This is a genomic window from Photobacterium sp. WH77 (assembly GCF_022014395.1).
GTDB lineage: Bacteria > Pseudomonadota > Gammaproteobacteria > Enterobacterales > Vibrionaceae > Photobacterium > Photobacterium arenosum.
The window spans coordinates 106,004-126,296 of the sequence record NZ_JAKLTE010000006.1 but is presented as its reverse complement, the minus strand read 5'-3'; the positions used below and the strand labels follow the sequence as shown (position 1 = coordinate 126,296).

Annotated in this window: 18 protein-coding genes; 3 read left to right on the top strand and 15 right to left on the bottom strand. The window is 50.1% G+C overall.

Annotated elements, in window-relative coordinates:
• Positions 1 to 23: 23 nt before the first annotated feature.
• The 5 genes from proB to L6J37_RS08505 all read right to left on the bottom strand — a co-directional run bounded on the left by proB (position 24) and on the right by L6J37_RS08505 (position 5,067).
• Positions 24 to 1,184, bottom strand: coding sequence for a glutamate 5-kinase (gene proB / locus L6J37_RS08525; RefSeq protein WP_192014655.1), 1,161 nt, complete (start codon positions 1,182 to 1,184; stop codon positions 24 to 26).
• 118 nt (positions 1,185 to 1,302) lie between these two features.
• On the bottom strand, positions 1,303 to 1,707 hold the full coding sequence (gene crl / locus L6J37_RS08520) for a sigma factor-binding protein Crl (RefSeq protein WP_218383798.1): 405 nt from the start codon (positions 1,705 to 1,707) through the stop codon (positions 1,303 to 1,305).
• A gap of 137 nt (positions 1,708 to 1,844) precedes the next feature.
• Positions 1,845 to 3,101 carry an esterase FrsA gene (gene frsA / locus L6J37_RS08515; RefSeq protein ID WP_192014653.1) on the bottom strand — a complete coding sequence of 419 codons (1,257 nt, stop codon included), beginning with the start codon at positions 3,099 to 3,101 and terminating at the stop codon, positions 1,845 to 1,847.
• Positions 3,102 to 3,267: 166 nt separating this feature from the next.
• Entirely contained in the window at positions 3,268 to 3,726 is a 459-nt protein-coding gene (gene gpt / locus L6J37_RS08510; RefSeq protein ID WP_192014652.1) for a xanthine phosphoribosyltransferase, read from the bottom strand.
• A 51-nt stretch (positions 3,727 to 3,777) separates the two neighbouring features.
• On the bottom strand, positions 3,778 to 5,067 hold the full coding sequence (locus L6J37_RS08505; RefSeq protein WP_237794772.1) for an NCS2 family permease: 1,290 nt from the start codon (positions 5,065 to 5,067) through the stop codon (positions 3,778 to 3,780).
• 1,034 nt (positions 5,068 to 6,101) lie between these two features.
• Between L6J37_RS08505 and L6J37_RS08500 the strand changes: the two genes are divergently transcribed.
• Both L6J37_RS08500 and L6J37_RS08495 read left to right on the top strand, forming a co-directional pair.
• Positions 6,102 to 7,745, top strand: coding sequence for a methyl-accepting chemotaxis protein (locus tag L6J37_RS08500; protein ID WP_237794771.1), 1,644 nt, complete (start codon positions 6,102 to 6,104; stop codon positions 7,743 to 7,745).
• A 130-nt stretch (positions 7,746 to 7,875) separates the two neighbouring features.
• Entirely contained in the window at positions 7,876 to 9,336 is a 1,461-nt protein-coding gene (locus tag L6J37_RS08495; protein ID WP_192014649.1) for an aminoacyl-histidine dipeptidase, read from the top strand.
• Positions 9,337 to 9,405: 69 nt separating this feature from the next.
• Here the strand turns inward: L6J37_RS08495 and dinB are convergent, their stop codons facing one another.
• From dinB to bolA, 10 genes are all read right to left on the bottom strand, one after another.
• Positions 9,406 to 10,488, bottom strand: coding sequence for a DNA polymerase IV (dinB, locus tag L6J37_RS08490; RefSeq protein ID WP_237794770.1), 1,083 nt, complete (start codon positions 10,486 to 10,488; stop codon positions 9,406 to 9,408).
• A gap of 144 nt (positions 10,489 to 10,632) precedes the next feature.
• Complete coding sequence (gene nqrM, locus L6J37_RS08485; RefSeq protein ID WP_027253869.1) at positions 10,633 to 10,854, bottom strand: (Na+)-NQR maturation NqrM; 222 nt, start codon at positions 10,852 to 10,854, stop codon at positions 10,633 to 10,635.
• Positions 10,855 to 10,868: 14 nt separating this feature from the next.
• Positions 10,869 to 11,888, bottom strand: a complete 1,020-nt coding sequence (locus L6J37_RS08480) for an FAD:protein FMN transferase (protein ID WP_442957006.1) — start codon at positions 11,886 to 11,888, stop codon at positions 10,869 to 10,871.
• Positions 11,889 to 12,033: 145 nt separating this feature from the next.
• On the bottom strand, positions 12,034 to 13,257 hold the full coding sequence (gene nqrF, locus L6J37_RS08475) for an NADH:ubiquinone reductase (Na(+)-transporting) subunit F (RefSeq protein WP_192014647.1): 1,224 nt from the start codon (positions 13,255 to 13,257) through the stop codon (positions 12,034 to 12,036).
• A 22-nt stretch (positions 13,258 to 13,279) separates the two neighbouring features.
• Complete coding sequence (gene nqrE, locus L6J37_RS08470) at positions 13,280 to 13,876, bottom strand: NADH:ubiquinone reductase (Na(+)-transporting) subunit E (RefSeq protein ID WP_192014646.1); 597 nt, start codon at positions 13,874 to 13,876, stop codon at positions 13,280 to 13,282.
• Between the two features lie 7 nt (positions 13,877 to 13,883).
• On the bottom strand, positions 13,884 to 14,516 hold the full coding sequence (locus L6J37_RS08465) for an NADH:ubiquinone reductase (Na(+)-transporting) subunit D (protein WP_192014645.1): 633 nt from the start codon (positions 14,514 to 14,516) through the stop codon (positions 13,884 to 13,886).
• Positions 14,509 to 15,300, bottom strand: coding sequence for a Na(+)-translocating NADH-quinone reductase subunit C (locus L6J37_RS08460; RefSeq protein ID WP_192014644.1), 792 nt, complete (start codon positions 15,298 to 15,300; stop codon positions 14,509 to 14,511). The genes L6J37_RS08465 and L6J37_RS08460 overlap by 8 nt, the downstream gene beginning before the upstream one ends.
• Positions 15,290 to 16,534: an NADH:ubiquinone reductase (Na(+)-transporting) subunit B gene (locus L6J37_RS08455; protein ID WP_192014643.1), complete on the bottom strand. Its 1,245-nt coding sequence runs from the start codon at positions 16,532 to 16,534 to the stop codon at positions 15,290 to 15,292. Before L6J37_RS08455 ends, L6J37_RS08460 begins: the two co-directional genes overlap by 11 nt.
• 3 nt (positions 16,535 to 16,537) lie before the next feature.
• Positions 16,538 to 17,878, bottom strand: a complete 1,341-nt coding sequence (locus tag L6J37_RS08450; RefSeq protein WP_237794769.1) for a Na(+)-translocating NADH-quinone reductase subunit A — start codon at positions 17,876 to 17,878, stop codon at positions 16,538 to 16,540.
• Positions 17,879 to 18,604: 726 nt separating this feature from the next.
• Positions 18,605 to 18,916, bottom strand: coding sequence for a transcriptional regulator BolA (gene bolA, locus L6J37_RS08445; protein ID WP_161445517.1), 312 nt, complete (start codon positions 18,914 to 18,916; stop codon positions 18,605 to 18,607).
• Positions 18,917 to 19,099: 183 nt separating this feature from the next.
• Between bolA and L6J37_RS08440 the strand changes: the two genes are divergently transcribed.
• Positions 19,100 to 20,242: a methyltransferase gene (locus L6J37_RS08440; protein ID WP_237794768.1), complete on the top strand. Its 1,143-nt coding sequence runs from the start codon at positions 19,100 to 19,102 to the stop codon at positions 20,240 to 20,242.
• Positions 20,243 to 20,293: the final 51 nt, after the last annotated feature.

The window sequence follows — 20,293 nt, the reverse complement described above, 5'->3', positions numbered from 1 at the left end:
TGGGGTTGATTATCTGTTTCTGGTTATATCAGTACCAGATCATCCCTGTGTACGGCAACCGGCCCGTATTCATAACCCAGTACCTTGTGGATATCCTGGCTGTGTTTACCGGCAATTTTCGCGATATCCAGGCTTGAATAGCGGCTAATGCCGCGGGCCAGCAAAATGCCATCGGCGCTGTATATGCGGGCCACTTCGCCCCGCTCAAACTCGCCTTTCACCGCAGTAATACCTTTCGCCAGCAAGCTGCTGCCGCGCTGTGTCACGGCCATAGCCGCCCCGGCGTCAACAATAATGTCCCCGGCAGGAGGAGGACCGGCCAGAATCCAGCGCTTACGACTTTCCAGTGGTGATTCCAGCGGCAGGAAATGCGTGCCCAATTGCTCGCCCTTCACTATTCCGGCAATCACTTCCGGTCTGCTGCCCGCAGCAATAATTACTTCAATCCCTGCCCGGCGGGCTACATCAGCCGCCTGCAGTTTGGTCGCCATACCGCCTGTGCCTAATCCGCCGACACTGCCACCGGCCAGCTTACGCAGGGTTTCATCAATGGTATGGACTTCACGTATCAGTTCCGCATCCGGGTTGCTGCGCGGGTCGGCAGTAAACAGCCCTGGCTGATCGGTCAGCAGCAACAGCTTGTCTGCACCGGCCAGAATACCAACCAGCGCAGAGAGGTTGTCGTTATCACCCACTTTAATTTCAGTCGTTGCCACGGCATCATTTTCATTCACGACAGGAATAATCCCGTGCTCCAGCAAGGCCAGCAGCATATCCCGGGCATTGAGGTAACGCTCTCTGTCATTAAGATCAGCACGGGTTAACAGCATCTGACCCACATGCAGGCCATAAATACTGAAGAGCTGTTCCCATTCCTGAATCAAACGGCTCTGGCCCACGGCTGCCAGCAACTGCTTACTGGCCATGGTTTTCGGCAGCTCAGGGTAGCCCAGATGCTCGCGACCTGCGGCAATGGCGCCGGAAGTCACAATAATCACCTGATGCCCCTGCTGTCGCAAATGAGCACATTGACGAACCAGTTCAACCATATGGGCCCGGTCCAGCTTGAGGGTGCCGCCAGTCAGCACACTGGTCCCCAGTTTCACCACTATGGTCTGTATTACAGCTTTCTCTGTATGGTGAGCACTTTGCTCACTGGCGTGTTTTTCGTGATTGTCTGCCATGAAGATTCAAAAAGGATGCGGATGAATGGCATTTGTTTTATCAACCCCGACCGTAAAGCACAAGAAAAATGCGCCGGTAGCGGCGCATTTTCTGTTTTTTCAGGGTTTAATACTAAAATCAGGCCGAAACGGATAAAGTCGGTGCTGACAGATCCGAGGCCGGGCTCAGCGTCAGCGAGTATTCCTGTTCAAGCAAAGTGATAAGCTTCTGATAAAAATCATCCAGAGTCTGCTGAACTGGCTCCAGGTGTTTGGCCGGCACTTTATCTTCCAGCCAGTCGCCATTGATGTCATAACGCCCGAAATAATAGCGATACTGATAGCCGGCCGCTGTTTCAACCATTTCCAGCCACCAGCCCCAGAACTCACGTTCTTCCGGTGCTTTCTTGGCATTAATGCAACTGGCAAGACAATCGAAGAAAAAATGCCCTTCGGATGAGTGCTGCTGGCGAAGATACGGGCCAAGCGCGGTCAGCTTGGTCATCAGGCGGCCATGAGGAGGAAAAATGACTTGTGTTGGCATAGCATGTCCATCCTTAGTCGGAGTTCAAAAAAAGCGCAACTTTCTGAAAATATCCCTTGTTGGAATGACCATTTAACGCACAAGGCCAATGAAATGGCAACATATTATTTACATCCTCGGACCAGACAAAGCGACCTTTACAGTGTGTCCTTCAACCAGTCGACTACCGTGCTCATCGCTCTGTGGTAGCCATCGTGCAAAGGTGCCGCAGGTACAGTCACCGCTTTCCCGCCCCTGCTTGATAAAGCAATCAGCTGGTTATCCGTCTCAGGGCAAACAGGATCATCTTTTAAACTGACGCCCAGCATAGGGATGTCGACTTTACGACGGGCGAGCAACCCCTGCTGCTTGAGCGACCAGGCGCTCATATGCGAAACCAGGCTTGCTTTAGACACCCAGTTTTTCCCCATCCGTGAAGCAAACATGTCCAGATACATTCTGGGCATACTGTTCAGCAACTTAGGCTGGCTCAGTAATCCATGAATAATACCGCCAATACTGATGCTGGTTTTCAGCCGTGTCGGCTCCAGAAACCCCAGCCGGATAGCAGCATTGCCGCCAAAGCGTATCCCCAGCATCGCGACCCTGTTATGGTCAACCCAGGGCACATCACGCACCTGTTGCAGCAATGCCTGATGAAGCCGGCTGGTATCTTCGGTTAATGGCCAGGCCGCACTGTGGCCAACCGATGGCATATCCAGTGTGATCATCGCAAAACCGGCCGGTCCGAAGTAATCCTGATACAAGGGCCACAGCTCAGTCTGCAATGTATCCAGACCACCACTGACAATCACGGTCGGCAACAGCTTGTCGGTACAAGGCAAGTGAATAAAAGCCTGAAATTTTTTGCCCTGGTAGGAGACATCAATGGTTTTCACCTGATGCGGCATCAGTTCGGTGGCATCTTTGTAGGTCAGGGTCGCCTGAAGCTCCGCCTGGGCGGCCAGCTCATCCCCCTTCAGGTGCGGATAGGCCGCAATACCATAATGGGTGCTCGCTTTAAGCAGCAGCTTAGCGGCCTGTTCTTTGTCGCCTTTATCCAGGCTCTCGCGGCTTAAGCGCTGGTATTTACTGCCCAGCTGCGACCATTCATAGACCCAGTTACCAGGCTTGTAGCCGATCACTGTATCCAGCAGCTCATCATTGGTGCGTTGTGCTTCGGCACTGGCAATTTTGGCAAAGACACTTTCCATTTCAATAGGATCAACGCCTTGCCAGATCCATTGCGGACGTCGCAGAACCCGGTACCAGCCACTTTCACTGTCCCCATCAAGCGCGTTATGAACTTCCTGGGATGAAGTATGGGCCAGTTTAACCAGACTCGAGGTTTCTTTGGTCGTTTGACGAGGAGCAAACAATTTTTCAGACAAGTTTACCTTAGAAGGCTCAGACACAATTGACTCCTGCATTTGTCGGTTCAGAACCTGCTACCGCCACCACAGCGATAACATTAAATCTGGCTATATTGTATATGTTTTCTCAGCCATTACCCCAAACGGCAGGCACAAAAAAAGGAGCCTGTTCGCTCCTTTTCGAAAAAATGCCGGGCAGCTGTTTTACTTAGCGCTTGGCAATTGGATCAACATAAGTCACAGCCATATCCCAGGGTTGCTCAATCCAGGTATCCTGAGCAATATCGACAACATAATCATCAACCAGATGTTTACCGGCAGGTTTGGCGCACACGGTAACGAATTTTGCTTTCGGGTACATAGCACGGATCATTTCAGCCGTACCGCCTGTATCCACCAGATCGTCCACCACGATAAAGCCGTCACCATCACCCTCTGCTTTTTTCAGTACTTTCATATCACGCTGATGATCGTGGTCATAGCTTGAAATACAGACTGTATCAACATGACGAATACCCAGTTCACGCGCAAGAATGGCAGCCGGTACCAGACCGCCACGGCTCACAGCGATAATGCCTTTCCACTGCTCAGCCGGCAGCAGCTTCTCAGCCAGCTGGCGTGTGTAACTCTGCATGTTGTCCCAGGTGATGACGAACTTATTACTCATATCCGATGAACCTCTAAATCAGCGAATAAAAACCGCTGGTCGATAAACAAATTATAAAAAGATGATTTTAGCTGCAAACAGCACGGCAATAACCCAGACGCTGATATTCACCTCGCGTCCTTTACCACTAAGCAACTTGATCGCTGCATAGCTGATAAAGCCCAGCGCGATCCCTTCTGCAATGGAATATGTTAACGGCATCAGCAGGCAGACCACAACAACAGGTGCCGCTTCTGTTAAGTCACGCCAGTCAATGCTGTTCAGCCCCGACATCATCAGGATGGCGACGTAAAACAATGCGCCGGCCGCCGCGTAAGCAGGTACCATGCCCGCCAGCGGCGAGAAGAACAGCGCGAGCAGGAACAAGACACCCACAGTCACAGCCGTCAGACCGGTCCGACCGCCTGCCGCAACACCAGCAACACTTTCAACGTAAGACGTCGTGTTGGATGTTCCCAGCAGTGCACCCACGGAGGTTGCGGTACTGTCTGCCAGCAGCGCACGACCCAGGCGCGGCATCCTGCCGTCTTTGTCGACCATGCCAGCTTTGGTGGTTGCCCCCACCAGCGTCCCGGCGGTATCAAACAGATCCACAAACAGGAAAGCAAAGACGATCGACACCAGGCCTACATCCATGGCACCGCTGAAATCCAGCTGCATGAAGGTTGGCGCAAGACTTGGCGGCAAAGAAACAATGCCGTGGTACTGGACGTCGCCAAACAAAATCCCCAATGCCGTAATGATCAGAATGGCAATCAGAACCGCAGCTTTTAAACCGCGATGAACCAGTGCAATGGTCAGAATGAAACCCAGCGCTGCCATGGCTGCCGGGAAACTGGTGAAGTCACCAACCTGAACCAGCGTTGCCGGGTTATCGACGACAATCCCCGCACTTTGCAAGGCAATAAATGCCAGGAACAACCCGATGCCCGCCGTGATGCCCGTCCTCAGCGAGAGTGGTATGGCATGAATTAACCACTCGCGGACTTTCAACAGACTGAGCACGATAAAACACAGGCCCGAGAAGAAGACCGCCGCCAGCGCCACCTGCCAGGTATGACCCATTCCCAAAACTACGGAATAAGTGAAGAAAGCATTCAGCCCCATGCCCGGCGCCTGAGCAACCGGATAATTTGCCACTAAGCCCATCATGAAACAGCCGATCATCGCCGCCAGACAGGTTGCAACAAAAACGGCCCCTTTATCCATTCCTGTCGCCGCCAGCATCGACGGGTTCACAAAGATGATATAGGCCATCGTCAGGAAGGTCGTCGCACCAGCCAGCATTTCGGTACGAACATTGGTCCCGTTTTCATTTAACTTAAACAGCTTCTCTAGCATTGCTCTCTGGTCCTTGGAGAAAAGTGTTTGCTACCTCTGAAACGCAAAAAGTATAACAGCAAATAGTAAACGATTGCGTCACAGTAATTTTGGGGGGCGATTATAGGCTTATCAGTAGTAAATTACCAGACGGGTCAGAAATATCAGTCAATGTCAGATATATGGCTGATTTTAATCCAACCCAACACCGAAACCCCATTAAATACAATAAAAATCAACAAGTTAAAATTAACCATTCATGATTGATATTTAAGCGATTAAATTTTTCACAGCAAAAGCAAACGCTTAATCATATATAAAGAGTGAAGTCTTTACTCTGTTAGGCAGGGTGTAATCGAATACATTCCTTTTCACAACATTATCATCAAAAATGCCGGGTGAAAGTAAAATGAGTTAAGCGGAAGATAAAAAAAACGCCACCCTTTCCCGGGTGGCGGCAAAACTAAGTCATCGGGTCTCTGTCGGCAGCAATCACTGCAGCAGAGCAATTATCTGATTAGTCTTGAAAGTTAGGGGGTGAACATCTGTTCGCAACGCTAAAGTTGCAGGCACATCAGGGGGATGTGTGCCGTGAGCAATTCAATTATCAGTAACCAAAAGATCGCGGGTAGCTAAACGCACCACTGAAAACGCCTTTATTGTTCCAAAATTTTGCTGTGGATTCATATACATTCATGACAACGACTTCCTAATATATTTTTATTGCCTGGAGGCTAATTGAGAGCAACCTGGCCACCAATCTCGGTTCCCTGGAGTTAATGCACTGACCTTTCCCTGTGCTAACTATCGTTTTTCAACTTGGGATAATAATAACCATTTGGTAATTTAATTACAACCTTAATTTTAACTACGTCACACTTTTGTGAATTAACCTCTCAACAACACCCATTATCGGTAATTTATTACACCACGGACTATGTTAACCAGGCCATAAATCCACACAAATGAGACTAAAGTGGCATACCTAATTTCCGAAGAAGCAGACAACATCAGTGAAGGTCATTTGCCTGAGTGCAAGCAAGGAAGAAAGCGCTATGACAAAACTCCTTCACTTACGTTCACTATCTATCAGCAGCCGTCTGTATCTGCTGGGCTTGATCATTACCATTCTGACCCTGCTCCCTCTGATTACCTTTATATCTGGCTATCAGGAAACCCTTCTGGACCAAAAACGAGATAAAACCAGAAATCTGGTCGAGAGTGCCCACAGTTTGCTGGCTTACTACTACCAGCAGGAAACTCAGGGCCAGCTGACACGCATTGAAGCACAACAGCAGGCAAAACTGGCCATCGCCAGCCTTCGCTATGAAAATAATGATTACTTCTGGATTAACGATAACCATCCCAACATGGTGATGCACCCGTTCAAACCCGAACTGGACGGTAAAGATCTCTCCCAGTTCAAAGATCCGCTCGGCAACACACTGTTTGTCAGCATGGCAGACATCGTCAGGCAGCAAAGCCAGGGCTTTGTCGATTATCAGTGGGAAAAACCAGGTCACTCTGAGCCTGTTGATAAAATTTCCTATGTAAAAGGATTTGCCCCCTGGGGATGGATTCTGGGATCTGGGATATATGTCGATGATGTCAAAGCGCTGTTTTACACAGAGTTACAACGCCTCGGGCTCATTTTGGCCGCTTCATTGATCCTGATGCTGCTTCTGGCCAAAGTGATAGGCCGCAGCATTACCGCCCCGTGTGAATCCACCTTGCTGGCCATGCAGGATATTTCCCGCGGTGAAGGTGATTTAACCCGGCGCCTGCCGGTTCAGGGTAATGATGAACTGAGCCTCATCGCTACTGCCTACAACCAGTTTGCCGATAAAATCACCGACATGCTGCGTGCTGTCGAACCCGTCAGTGAGCATATCAGTTCGGCCGCCAGTCAGCTCAATGCCGTCGCCAACACCACGGCCGAGAGTGCAAGTCAGGCGCATCAGGGGGTGGATTCCGTCGCCTCGGCCATGACAGAGCTGCATTCCAGTAACCAGGAAGTCGCACGCTCGGCAGCAACAGCTGCCGACGCCGCAACAACAGCGCAATCTCACAGTGAACAGGGGCTGAGTGTTGTATCTCGCTCGGGAGAGGAAATGCGTGCCCTGCTCGCCTTGTTGGATGAAACCAATAAAAGTGCGCAAGCATTGGCCGAAGACTCTGAAGCCATAGGAGCTGTGCTGGACGTGATCCGCAACATTGCTGAACAGACCAACCTGCTGGCCCTGAATGCCGCCATTGAAGCAGCCCGTGCTGGCGAGCAGGGCCGTGGTTTTGCCGTAGTCGCCGATGAGGTACGTACTCTGGCTACCCGCACTCAGTCCAGTACCAATGAGATAGAATCCATTATCACCCGGCTGCAGAATCGCTCCAGCAATGTCAGTAACGCCCTGATCCAGACCAGTGAGCAGTCAGCCAGTACGGTAAAACATGCCCAGGATGTCGCCAATGCACTGGAAGCGATCAGTCAGCAAATTCATACTATTCGAGATCTGAATCAACACATTGCCGATGCCAGCCAGCAGCAGTCCGATGCGACAGAAGCCATTAACATCAGCCTGTCGCAACTGAGTGAACACAGTCACAGCCATGTTTCACAGGGTCAGCAGATTGCGGCGGCCAGTGAGCAACTGCTCGCTAGTGGTCGTCACCTTAATGTACAGATCTCTCAATTTAAGATTTAGCGAAAAGCAAAGTGGATTAATAGCAAGCTCCCTGTGGCTGAGGTAAGATATTCATCTGCCTGTCCCGGAAATTCACCCTATGATAGTCCGGGTAAGGCAGCATGAATGACAGTTTATTAGGGAGAGTTCTGTGTCTGAAATCAGCCATCTTTCGCCACAAATCGTGTGGCAATTCTTTGATCAAATTTGCGCTATACCACACCCGTCCAAGCATGAAGAAGCATTGGCTCAACACATCATACGTTTTGCTGAAACCGAAGGCCTGGCCGTACGCCGAGATCCCACTGGCAACGTATTTATTACAAAGCCAGCCACTGCGGGAATGGAAAACCGCAAAGGCGTGGTGCTTCAGGCACACATTGATATGGTTCCGCAAAAGAATGAAGACACAGATCACGACTTTGCTGCTGACCCAATTCAGCCTTATATCGACGGTGAGTGGGTAACCGCCAGAGGAACGACCTTAGGGGCAGATAACGGTATTGGTATGGCAACTTGTCTGGCTGTACTGGCCTCGAAAGATATTGAGCACGGCCCTCTGGAAGTACTGCTAACTATTGATGAAGAAGCCGGTATGACAGGTGCATTTGGTCTGCAGGAAGGCTGGCTGGAAGGCGATATTCTGCTGAATACCGATTCAGAGCAGGAAGGCGAAATCTACATGGGTTGCGCCGGTGGCGTTGATGCCGAGCTATCTCTGGCGATTGAGCGTGAGACGGTTCCGGCAGAGCACACTGCTGTCAAACTGATGATCAAAGGCCTGAAAGGCGGCCACTCTGGCTGTGATATTCACACCGGCCGTGCCAACGCCAATAAGTTGCTGGGACGTTTCCTGTTTGCCCATGCCGCAGAGCTGGGGCTGCGAGTACACAGCCTCAAAGGCGGCACACTGCGCAACGCGATTCCCCGCGAAGCCTTTGCCATCGTTACGCTGCCAGCCAGACAGGCTGATGCGCTGCAGGATCGCTTCGGTCATTTCCAAAACATACTGAATACCGAGCTGGGTAACGTAGAAACCGGTATCAAACTGTCGGTTGAAAACAGCGAATTGCCTGTAGATGTGCTCTGTGCTGACAGCCAGCAACGTCTTCTGGCACTGATCAATGCCTGTCCGAACGGTGTTGTGCGCATGAGCGACGACATTCCCGGTGTCGTTGAAACCTCACTGAACCTGGGCGTGATCACCACAGAGACTGACCGCGTGACCCTGCTGTGTCTGATCCGCTCTCTGATTGACTCTGGCCGTAGCAGTGTTGAACACGCGCTGAGCGCCCTGGCCCAGCTGGCTGGCGCACAGTGTGAGTTCTCCGGCGCCTATCCGGGCTGGAAACCAGACCCGGATTCAGAAGTGATGCATCTGTTCCGCGACACTTACAAAGAGATTTACGGTAATATCCCGGATATCATGGTGATCCATGCTGGCCTGGAATGTGGCTTGTTTAAAGAGCCGTACCCAAACATGGATATGATTTCTTTCGGTCCGACCATTAAATTTCCGCATTCCCCCGACGAAAAGGTGAACATTAAAACCGTTGGCCTGTTCTGGGAGCAAATGGTCGCCATCCTGAAACAGATCCCGGTGAAAGCCTGATAAATGCAGCGGGGAGCGTATCCGCTCCCCTTTGTCTGTTCCGGAAAACCTGAGTTTCCTAAAACACACCTACCAGTCAAACGACAATTGCTGCGCTTTGACGCCCGATTCCAGCCCGACGCTGATACCAACTAAGCGAATTTCCCGCCCTTTTTGTCTGGTCAGGGCTTCGGTCAGTAAAGCGGCGAACTGCTGCTTCTGCAATACCGGTTGACTATGCTCGACCGTGGTTTGCTGGAAATCGGCGAATTTCACTTTGACTCCCTGACGGGCAATACGCAGATCCGGACGCACTTTTCTGAGCCGTGCTTCCAATTCAGGATACAGTTTCTCAACGACTTGCCAGCATTGAGCATAATCAACAATGTTGCGGGAAAAGGTTCTCTCGACACCCACAGATTTTCGCTCACGCGAGACCACAACGTCACGCTCATCAATGCCGTGTGCACGCGCCCACAGTGATTGGCCAAACTTGCCAAACTGCTTTAACAACTCCCGCCTGTCATAAGCTTGTACATCCTTGCCGAGATACAGGCCGATATCGTGCAGTTTTTGGATGGTGACTTTGCCAACTCCAGGTATTTTCTCCAATGGCAACTCGGCCACAAAATCAGACACGCCGGCTGGCGTCACCACATACTGACCATCCGGTTTATTCATATCGGAGGCTATTTTGGCAATGAATTTTACCGGTGCCACCCCTGCGGAAGCTGTGAGATGCAACTCTTCACGGATAGCCTGACGGATGTCCTGAGCAATTAAAGTCGCTGAACCTCGGTGCAGGAGGCTGTCTGTGACATCCAGATAGGCTTCATCGAGAGAAAGGGGTTCGATCAGCGAGGTATAGCGCCGGAAAATCGCCCTGATTTGATGCGAGACCTCTTTATAAACAGCCATCCTGCCGGGCACCAGTACCAGGTCCGGACAGAGCTGCATCGCCTGAGCTGTCGGCATAGCAGAACGCACGCCGAATTGCCGGGCCAGATAATTACAGGTACTGAGCACTCCCCGCTGTTCAGATCGCCCACCGATAGCAATAGGGACATGTTGCAGTTCAGGGTTATCGCGCATCTCAACCGCCGCAAAAAAGCAGTCCATATCAACATGGATAATTTTCCGTTGATGGCTGTTGGTCACGTTTTTATCTGACATAACATCGGCTTTCAACATGTGGCTGGATAATAGATAGCTGTATTTATACACAGTATTATATGTGCTCACCTTGCAGATAGCGAGCAACAAAAAGCCCGCGGTTTTAACCACGGGCTTTTTACTCAGCGAGAACGCCAGTCATAATCAGATGATCTGATTTTTCTTCCATTCTTCCTGCTTGGCGGCGCGAGCTTCACGTTTCAAACGCTTATCACAGGGCTCAGGACAGTCACATTCTTTTTCAATGCCAACCGCGCCAAGGCCGCCGCAGCTACCAGCTACCGTTTTACGCTGGAAAATATAGCCGACAGCCATAGCGACTATGACCAACAGAAAAACACCAAAGGTTGTTACATATACCAACATACTATGCTCTCAACTTATTTCTTCTGCATGTAAGTCGTAAAGGCATCAGAGGCATATTCCTTAAAGCCTTCTCCCGTACTTACAATTAACAGAACTGGCAATTTTTCTTGGTTTGCCAGTGCAATTGCTTTCTCTTCTCCCATTACAGAAAATGCCGTTGCCAGAGCATCTGCTGTCATGCTTTTCGGATGCATCACAGTCACTGACACCACATGGTTGGTAATCGGCTTACCTGTTTTAGGATTTATCAGATGTGAATAGCGTACACCATTTTCTTCAAAATAGTTACGATAATCACCCGAAGTGGCCACCGCCATTTCCCCCGGCTCAACCACTTCCTGTATCGAACGGCTGCCATCTTCTGTTGGCTTTTCAATGGCTATCCGCCATGGCACACCTTCCAGATTCTTGCCTTTCAGGCGAATTTCACCACCGATTTCAACCAGATAGTCATTTACACCCAAAGAAGCAATATAGTCAGCCACAACATCGACGCCATACCCCTTCGCAATGGATGACAGATCAACATACAGTCCGGGCAAATCTTTTACCAAAGCGTTACCTTCGACTTTCAGATGCTCTATGCCGATTTCCTGACGGCGAGCACTCAGCTCTTCATCCGTCGGTACCACATCCGGACGGGCTTCCGGTCCGAAACTCCATAAGTTAACCAGGGGGCCAACCGTCACATCCAGCGCTCCATCCGTCAGTTTTGCCAAGCGAATCGCTTCCCGGACAACTGTCGCCGTATCAGCCGACACAGCAAACGGTTCACGGCTTTGATGCTGATTAAATTGGCTGAGCTCGGAGTCCTCACGATAGGTCGACATCTGATCGTTAACCAATTCAAGGCGGCGATCAATTTCTTTCTGAAGTGCCACTTCGCTCGGTAAGCCTTCCTGCTCAATCAACTTGATCGAATAATAGGTCCCCATTGTTGAGCCGGTCAGGTGAATTAACTGACGTTGCTCGCTACAGCCACTGACAACCAGTGCCATCACCAGCAGCACAGCTGCCCGGGTGAATAGTTTCATCATGCAGGGATCTCCCAAATACAGACAATGTCACTCAGTTACCGCTCACACGGCATTGATACGCGCTAAAGAATTTATGCAGGGCTTGACGAAAAATGGCTGATCCCAAGGGATCAGCCATTTTAAAGGAAGACCTCAGGCAGGATTAGCCACCAAAGTCATCCAGCAGGATGTTTTCGTCTTCAACACCCAAGTCTTTCAGCATACTGATAACAGCAGCGTTCATCATCGGTGGACCACACATATAGTATTCGCAGTCTTCCGGTGCATCATGATCTTTCAGGTAGTTTTCATAAAGCACATTATGGATGAAGCCGGTGTAACCGTCCCAGTTATCCTCTGGCAGAGGATCAGACAGGGCGCAGTACCACTTAAAGTTATCGTTTTCGTTCTGCAGCATATCGAAATCTTCCACATAGAACATTTCACGCTTAGAACGAGCACCATACCAGAAAGTCATCTTACGCTTAGACTGCAAACGTTTCAGCTGGTCAAAGATGTGTGAACGCATAGGTGCCATACCTGCACCACCGCCGATAAACACCATCTCAGCATCGGTATCTTTCGCGAAGAATTCACCAAACGGACCAGAGATAGTCACCTTATCACCTTCTTTCAGTGACCAGATATACGAAGACATGATACCTGGTGGCACGTCCGGGTTACGAGGTGGCGGCGTAGCGATACGCACGTTCAGCATAATAATGCCTTCCTCTTCCGGATAGTTCGCCATCGAGTAAGCACGAATTGTTTCTTCGTTAACCTTTGACTCGTATCGGAACAGGTTGAACTTGTCCCAGTCTTCACGGAATTTCTCAGGTACGTCGTAATCAGCATACTTAACATGGTGTGGTGGCGCTTCAATCTGAATATAACCACCAGCACGGAATGGTACTGACTCACCGTCTGGAATGCCCAGCTTCAGCTCTTTGATGAAGGTCGCTTTATTATCATTAGAGATAACAGAGCAATCCCACTTTTTAACACCAAAGATTTCTTCCGGCAGTTCGATGTCCATGTCGGCTTTCACGTTAACCTGGCAAGACAGACGCTCACCTTCACGTGCTTCACCTTTAGTGATGTGATCCAGTTCCGTTGGCAGAATATCGCCGCCACCAGATTTGATTTTCACGCGGCACTGACCGCATGAACCACCACCACCACAAGCAGAAGAGACAAAGATGCCGCTGCCTGCCAGTGCGCCCAAAAGTTTACCACCCGCAGGGGTCGTGATTGCTTTTTCCGGGTCGTTATTGATTGAGATAGTAATGTCACCAGATGGTACCAGCTTGGATTTAGCGAACAGAATCACTAATACCAGAGCCAGGATAATCAAGGTGAACATAACTACGCCAAGAATAATATCCATGAATTATTCCTTATTATCCTGATTACAGCTGTACACCGGAGAAGGACATGAAGCCCAACGCCATGAGACCTACAGAGATGAAAGTGATACCCAGGCCACGCAGACCGGCAGGTACGTCAGAATACTTCATCTTCTCGCGAATACCCGCCAGGGCAACGATAGCCAGCATCCAGCCCACACCAGAGCCAAAGCCGTATACCACAGACTCCGCGAAGTTGTAGTCACGCTGTACCATGAAAGATACGCCACCGAAGATTGCACAGTTAACGGTGATCAGCGGCAGGAAAATACCCAGCGCGTTGTACAGCGGCGGGAAGAAACGGTCCAGAATCATTTCCAGAATCTGTACCAGTGCCGCGATAACACCGATAAAAGTGATAAAGTTCAGGAACGTCAGGTCAACGCCCTCAACAATGGCGCCGTCTTTCAGCAACAGGTTATAAACCAGATTGTTCATCGGCACTGCAATTGTCAGTACCACTGTTACTGCAATACCCAGACCAAAAGAGGTTTTGACTTTCTTAGAGACCGCCAGGAATGTACACATCCCCAGGAAGAAAGACAGTGCCATGTTCTCGATGAAAATCGAGCGAACCAGCAAGCTAATATAATGTTCCATGTTTCCCTTACTCCTTCGCTTCTACTTGATCCGGACGTAAAGTACGGATTGTCCAGATCATAAAGCCAATCAGGAAGAAGGCAGACGGTGCCAATAGCATGATACCGTTTGGCTGATACCAGCCACCTTCAGAAATCAGCGGCAGTACCTGAACACCGAAGATGCTACCTGAGCCTAGTAGCTCACGGAAGAAGCCCACTGTCAGCAGTACGAAGCCGTACCCCAGACCGTTACCAATACCATCCAACAGAGATGGCAATGGGGCCGATTTCATTGCATAGGCTTCTGCACGTCCCATAACGATACAGTTGGTGATGATCAGACCAACGAATACAGACAGCTGCTTAGAGATGTCGTAAACGAATGCTTTCAGCACCTGGTCAACCACGATTACCAACGAGGCAATAATCGCCATCTGAGCGATAATACGTACGCTGTTAGGGATTTGGTTACGCACCAGAGACACAAAGAAGTTGGAAAATGCAGTAACGAAGGTCACAGCCAGCGCCATTACGAACGCAGTTTCCAGTTTAGTGGTTACAGCCAGCGCTGAGCACACACCCAGTACCTGTAAGGCGATCGGGTTATTGCTAACGATCGGCCCCAACAGGACTTTTTTCATTTCTTTAGTATCAGCCATTGTTCAGGCCTCCATTGCGCACTTTAGCCAGGAACGGACCGAAGCCGTTGTCACCTAACCAGAACTGGAAGGTGTTCTGAACGCCATTACTCGTCAGCGTTGCACCAGACAGGCCGTCGATACCATGAATATCACCTTCCGGCGCGCCGCCTTTCACAACGCGGATGGCAGGTTCGAAGTTATCATCAAGCAGCTTCTTGCCTTCCCACTGTGCACGCCATTTCGGGTTAACGACTTCACCACCCAGACCAGCGGTTTCACCCTGTTCATAGTAAGCGATGCCAGACACGGTGTTGCCGTCGGTTTCAACTGCAACAAATGCGTACATCATGGACCACAGGCCTTTACCATTAACTGGCAGAATCAGCTTCTGAACCTGACCGTTTTCATCTTTTACCAGATACACTTTGGCAACGTTCGCACGACGAATCAGTTTCGCCGGATCAGCAGCCGGATCCAGTTTCACAGAAAGAGCCGGCGTTTTTGATGCGTCACGCTGGTCATACTCTGCTGGTGATTCACCTTCGACAGACTCGACGAAGTTACCGGATTTCAGTTCAACCAGTTTTGGTTCAATGAACTTGTTATACGTGTCTGGAACATTCACACCCTCTTGCAGCAGGCCAGCTACAGACAGGATATTGCGCTGAACATCCAGCTTAGCGTTCGCTTGCTGCATCGGGCGCAGCATGACTGCTGCTGTTGATACCACGATAGAGCACACCAGGCTCAGGACAACAACAACAATCAGCGTTTTCTTAAAGCTATCATTCTTATTTGACATGACGAGCCAGTCTCCGTTTGATGTTGCCTTGAATTACTGCATGGTCAAACAGCGGTGCAAACAGGTTTGCGAATAGAATCGCCAGCATCATGCCTTCCGGGAACGCAGGGTTAACCACACGTACCATCACAGCCATCACGCCAATCAGTGCACCGTACCACCACTTACCTTTATTGGTAAAAGCAGCAGAAACCGGATCGGTTGCCATGAACATCATACCGAAGGCAAAGCCACCCAGTACCAGATGCCAGTGCCAAGGCATAGCGAACATTGCGTTGGTATCGGAACCAATGATGTTAAACAGTGTTGCGGCAGCAACCATACCTATCATGGTACCGGCAATAATGCGCCAGGACGCAATGCCCAGATACACAATGAAAGCACCGCCGATCAGAATGAACAGAGTCGACACTTCACCGATTGAACCAGGAATGCGTCCAATGAAAGCATCCATCCAGCTCACAGCTTCACCTGTGATAGTGTTAACCACTGCTGTCTGGCCACCGGTTGCCCACTGGCTCAATGCCGTTGCACCAGAGAAACCATCAGCGGCAGTCCACACCAGATCGCCTGAGATCTGCGCCGGGTAAGCGAAGAACAGGAAGGCACGACCGGCAAGAGCCGGGTTCAGGAAGTTACGACCTGTACCGCCAAAGATCTCTTTCGCCACGACCACACCAAAGGTAATACCCAGTGCAGCCTGCCACAGAGGCAGTGTTGGCGGAACGATCAGCGCAAACAGAATCGAAGTCACGAAGAAACCTTCGTTCACTTCGTGCTTACGCACCATACAGAACAGCACTTCCCAGAAACCACCAACGATAAATACCGTGGCATAGATAGGCAGGAAGTATGTCGCACCCAGCAGCATTTTACTGCCCCAGCCGGCGTCAGCACCTAAGGTGCCGCCCAGAGACTCGGTCAGCCAGTAATGCCAGTCACCACTGATAATGGCAGCCAGCTGATCACCTGCATACAGGTGGTTCAGGGCAAACACTGCCTGATGACCTACGTTGTACATACCCCAGAACATGGCAGGGAATACGGCCAACCAGACCATGATCATGATACGTTTCAGGTCGATACTGTCACGCACGTGAGAACCGGTACGGGTTACAATACCTGGGGTGTAAAGCACGGTGGCGACTGCTTCATACAGTGCAAACCATTTCTCATGCTTACCACCTGGCTCAAAGTGGTGTTCGATCTGCTCGAGGTAATTCTTGAGGCTCATGAATTATCCTTCCTTCTCAATCTTGTCCAGGCATGCACGCAGCATTGGACCGTACTCATACTTACCTGGGCACACGAAGGTACACAGTGCCAGATCTTCTTCATCCAGCTCCAACGCACCCAACTGCTGGGCACTGTCAGTATCGCCGGCGCACAGATCACGCAATAGCAGTGTAGGCTCGATGTCCAGCGGCATGACACGCTCATAGTTACCGATTGGCACCATGGAACGCTCACTACCATTGGTAGTGGTTGTCATGTTGTACAGCTGGCCTGGGAAAAATTGGCTAAAGAAAGCACGTGTTACAGAGAATTTGTTCTTACCAGGAACGATCCAGCCCATGAACTCTTTCTCACGACCTTCACGCAGCGCAGAAATCTGCAGGTGGTAACGGCCGAGATAAGCATGAGGGCCAGTCGCCGGAATGCCATTCAGGACAGAACCTGACAGCACACGCAGTTCACCGGTTAACAGCTCAGATTCAGTCAACTGCTCGACAGACGCACCGATAACAGTACGAACCAGACGAGGGTTGTTAACGGCAGGACCTGCCAGAGAAACAACACGCTGAGTGTACAGCTCACCAGTCAGGAATAACTGACCGAGAGCAATCACATCCTGATAGTTCAGGTGCCATGCAACATTATGAGCGTCAGCACCGAACAAAGTATGGATGTGCGTACCTACCAGACCGGCAGGGTGCGGTCCGTTAAATACGTGTTCTTCAACATTGGCTTCGCTGCTGCGCGGCAGGCTTGCACCTGACTTACACACATACACCTTGCCACCGGTCAGACGAGACAGAAGCGACAGACCAGCAACAAAGGCTTCGCCTTGTTCGTTGATAATCACTTCTGGGTTGGCTGCCAATGGGTTGGAATCCATCGCATTGACAAAAATCGCCTGTGTTTCAGAATCGATCGCTGGGACCTTGCTGAATGGACGGGTACGTAACGCTGTCCACATACCAGACTCAACCAGCTGCTCTACAATCACAGAGCGATCCAGTTGAGCCAGCCCAGCTTTGTCATAGCGGTTAAAGGTGATTTGATCATCGCCTTCAACATCAATGACAACAGACTGAAGCACACGCTTAGCTCCACGGTTGACTTCCACAACCTTGCCACTGGCTGGAGCAGTAAATTTAACGCCTGGGTTCTTCTTATCTTCGAAGAGCACCTGACCTTTTTTTACTGCATCCCCTACGCGGACATGCATGGTTGGACGCATACCCACGTATTCTTCGCCAAGCAAGGCGACTCGAGAGATGGACTTACCATCATTTATCGCCTGGGTAGGAGTCCCTGCAATTGGGATATCCAGCCCCTTCTTTATTGTAATCATACGCACTTGCACTACATTAACGGGAAAAAGAACTTGTTATTGCGCAACTTAGACACGACTTTCCTTGGTCCGAGGCCGGTTTTCCAGCAACCAGCGCCGCAACATCCTATTAACTCTTCCATCACACATTAAGATGACGAGTTTTTTCGAGGGCCGGATTTTAGCATTAATCAACAGGTTTTTACTATGGCAAACCTCGCTAATCGAACTGAAATTCAGCGATAGCTGATGTGCTAATAATCACGAGAACAGATAAATTTGACCCAACGCACACTTGCGCTGAATCTTCTGCTTGTCGCCTCGAAAATTGTATTTTTCTGCTATTTACAAATTGGTATCAAAACGTCAACACCAAAGGACAGTCGGTAAAACTAACGCATTCGATGGTCATAAAACAGTAAAATTCGACGCAAAACCGCATCGAATTTGCAACATATGTTTTCATCCGGCAGCTAAGGCATCACCGAACATTTCACCACATTCGGGACTCATTATAGTCGCCTGAAATGAGAAAAGGCTTGCTAACTAAGCAGCCCTGCGCCACAAGACCAGCAGCGGGACAATCACAGGACACTCTGTGACTTAACGGTGCGTATACTACGCCATGCCTCAATTATTGATGACTATCAACTTCAAACTTCGGACTGTAAAAAACCGCAACAAGATGCGGTTTTTGATCAACGAGCGATTCACCACTGTTCAATCACTTGATGTAGTCATCATATCTTAACCAAACTTACTACCACCCAAACAAGCGGGAGAAGCCGGTGCAGACTGCTGCGCCTGCCATTCATCCGGTGTGTAAGTGTGAATCGCCAGCGCATGAATGTGATTGGCCAGCTCATCTGCCAGTACTGTATTAATTGCTCTATGGCGACCAATCAGACGCTGACCTTCAAATTCATTACTGACCACTATCACTTTAAAATGACTTTCTGCGCCTTCTGGCACATTATGCATATAGCTTTCATTGTGCACTTCCAGATGGGTCGGTGACAATGCGGCTTGCAGTTTCTGTTCAATGCGTTCCTGGATCATATGGCCTCCTGACGCTGGCATGCTAGGTGTCTGTGCAAGAGTAGCGAATGAAAATTCGGCGATATCCTGAAAATCGCTGTGTTATGCTCACCATAACAACACACTTCTCACTGTTAGTCTTTGCAGCTACGTCAGCATCTGCGAAAATATTCAACCCGACAACATACCCTAAAGATAGCCTGAATGAAACCTGAGCTCACCCTGCACGGCCAGACCCTGCAACTGAACCGATACCCGATTCGTCAAAATGAAACTTTGCAAGCCTGGGATGCGGCGGATGAATACCTGATCAACCAGGTTGAAGACATGAGGCAGAAGCAGGCGCTCACTCTGGATGCAGAGCGCCCCGTTTTGATCATGAATGACAGCTTTGGTGCCTTAGCATGCTGGTTCGCCCGTCAGGGACAGACGGTATCTGTTGGTGACTCATACATTGCAAGAACGGCCAGCCAGCACAATCTGGCCGCAAACACGCTGCCGGACGTCAAATTCGCTGACTGCCTGGCTCCTGTGCCACCCCAGACCCAGCTGGTACTGCTGAAGCTGCCCAAAAATAACCGGCTGCTCATCTGGCAGCTTACCCAGCTTTGTGCCGCTTTACCTGAAGACTGTGTGGTGATTGCTGCCGCTAAAGCCAGGGACATACATTCCTCCACACTCAAACTGTTCGAGAAACATCTGGGCCCGACCAGTACGTCACTGGCAATGAAAAAAGCACGACTGATTTTCTGTCAGCCGGATAAAAATCTGGCGGCATCGCTGCCGGAAACCCAGCGCTGGGAGGTACCTGAGTACAAACTCACCTTAACCAACCATGCCAATGTGTTTTCCGGTGAAAGTCTCGACATCGGGGCCAGATTATTGCTGGAGCATATCCCTCAGGATCAGGCACTGAAGCACATTATCGACTTAGGGTGCGGAAACGGGGTCATTGGCTTGCAGGCAGCCAGGCTCAATCCACAAGCAACAGTGACTTGTGTCGATGAAAGTTACATGGCCGTGGCGTCTTGCCGGGAAAATGCTGACCTGAATCTGACTAACCCGGCTCAACTCGAGGCTAAAGTAGATAACTGCCTGGAAAGTATGGCAAATAGCAACGCAGACCTGGTGTTATGCAACCCACCTTTCCACCAGCAAAATACCATTACCGATCATATTGCCTGGCAAATGTTCTGTGATGCAAAGCAAAGCCTAAGGCAACATGGACGTTTGATTGTGATCGGTAATCGTCATCTTGGCTATGATGGAAAGCTTAAGCGCCTGTTTGCTAAAGTACATAAAATTGCTCAGAACCATAAATTTGTGGTTTATCAAGCTGAAAAATAAGCCCATAATTTTGCTCATTGCGGCTGACGACAGCCAGTTTAATAAGGAACA

What these genes read in the sequence shown, in the direction of transcription:
- L6J37_RS08500 (WP_237794771.1), top strand. Translation starts at nt 6,102, where the DNA reads ATGACAAAACTCCTTCACTTACGTTCACTATCTATCAGCAGCCGTCTG.
- L6J37_RS08505 (WP_237794772.1), bottom strand. Translation starts at nt 5,067, where the DNA reads ATGCTAGAGAAGCTGTTTAAGTTAAATGAAAACGGGACCAATGTTCGT.
- L6J37_RS08460 (WP_192014644.1), bottom strand. Translation starts at nt 15,300, where the DNA reads ATGTCAAATAAGAATGATAGCTTTAAGAAAACGCTGATTGTTGTTGTT.
- L6J37_RS08480 (WP_442957006.1), bottom strand. Translation starts at nt 11,888, where the DNA reads ATGAAACTATTCACCCGGGCAGCTGTGCTGCTGGTGATGGCACTGGTT.
- L6J37_RS08465 (WP_192014645.1), bottom strand. Translation starts at nt 14,516, where the DNA reads ATGGCTGATACTAAAGAAATGAAAAAAGTCCTGTTGGGGCCGATCGTT.
- nqrE (WP_192014646.1), bottom strand. Translation starts at nt 13,876, where the DNA reads ATGGAACATTATATTAGCTTGCTGGTTCGCTCGATTTTCATCGAGAAC.
- bolA (WP_161445517.1), bottom strand. Translation starts at nt 18,916, where the DNA reads ATGATCCAGGAACGCATTGAACAGAAACTGCAAGCCGCATTGTCACCG.
- gpt (WP_192014652.1), bottom strand. Translation starts at nt 3,726, where the DNA reads ATGAGTAATAAGTTCGTCATCACCTGGGACAACATGCAGAGTTACACA.
- proB (WP_192014655.1), bottom strand. Translation starts at nt 1,184, where the DNA reads ATGGCAGACAATCACGAAAAACACGCCAGTGAGCAAAGTGCTCACCAT.
- L6J37_RS08440 (WP_237794768.1), top strand. Translation starts at nt 19,100, where the DNA reads ATGAAACCTGAGCTCACCCTGCACGGCCAGACCCTGCAACTGAACCGA.
- nqrM (WP_027253869.1), bottom strand. Translation starts at nt 10,854, where the DNA reads ATGTTGGTATATGTAACAACCTTTGGTGTTTTTCTGTTGGTCATAGTC.
- L6J37_RS08450 (WP_237794769.1), bottom strand. Translation starts at nt 17,878, where the DNA reads ATGATTACAATAAAGAAGGGGCTGGATATCCCAATTGCAGGGACTCCT.
- crl (WP_218383798.1), bottom strand. Translation starts at nt 1,707, where the DNA reads ATGCCAACACAAGTCATTTTTCCTCCTCATGGCCGCCTGATGACCAAG.
- L6J37_RS08455 (WP_192014643.1), bottom strand. Translation starts at nt 16,534, where the DNA reads ATGAGCCTCAAGAATTACCTCGAGCAGATCGAACACCACTTTGAGCCA.
- nqrF (WP_192014647.1), bottom strand. Translation starts at nt 13,257, where the DNA reads ATGGATATTATTCTTGGCGTAGTTATGTTCACCTTGATTATCCTGGCT.
- dinB (WP_237794770.1), bottom strand. Translation starts at nt 10,488, where the DNA reads ATGTCAGATAAAAACGTGACCAACAGCCATCAACGGAAAATTATCCAT.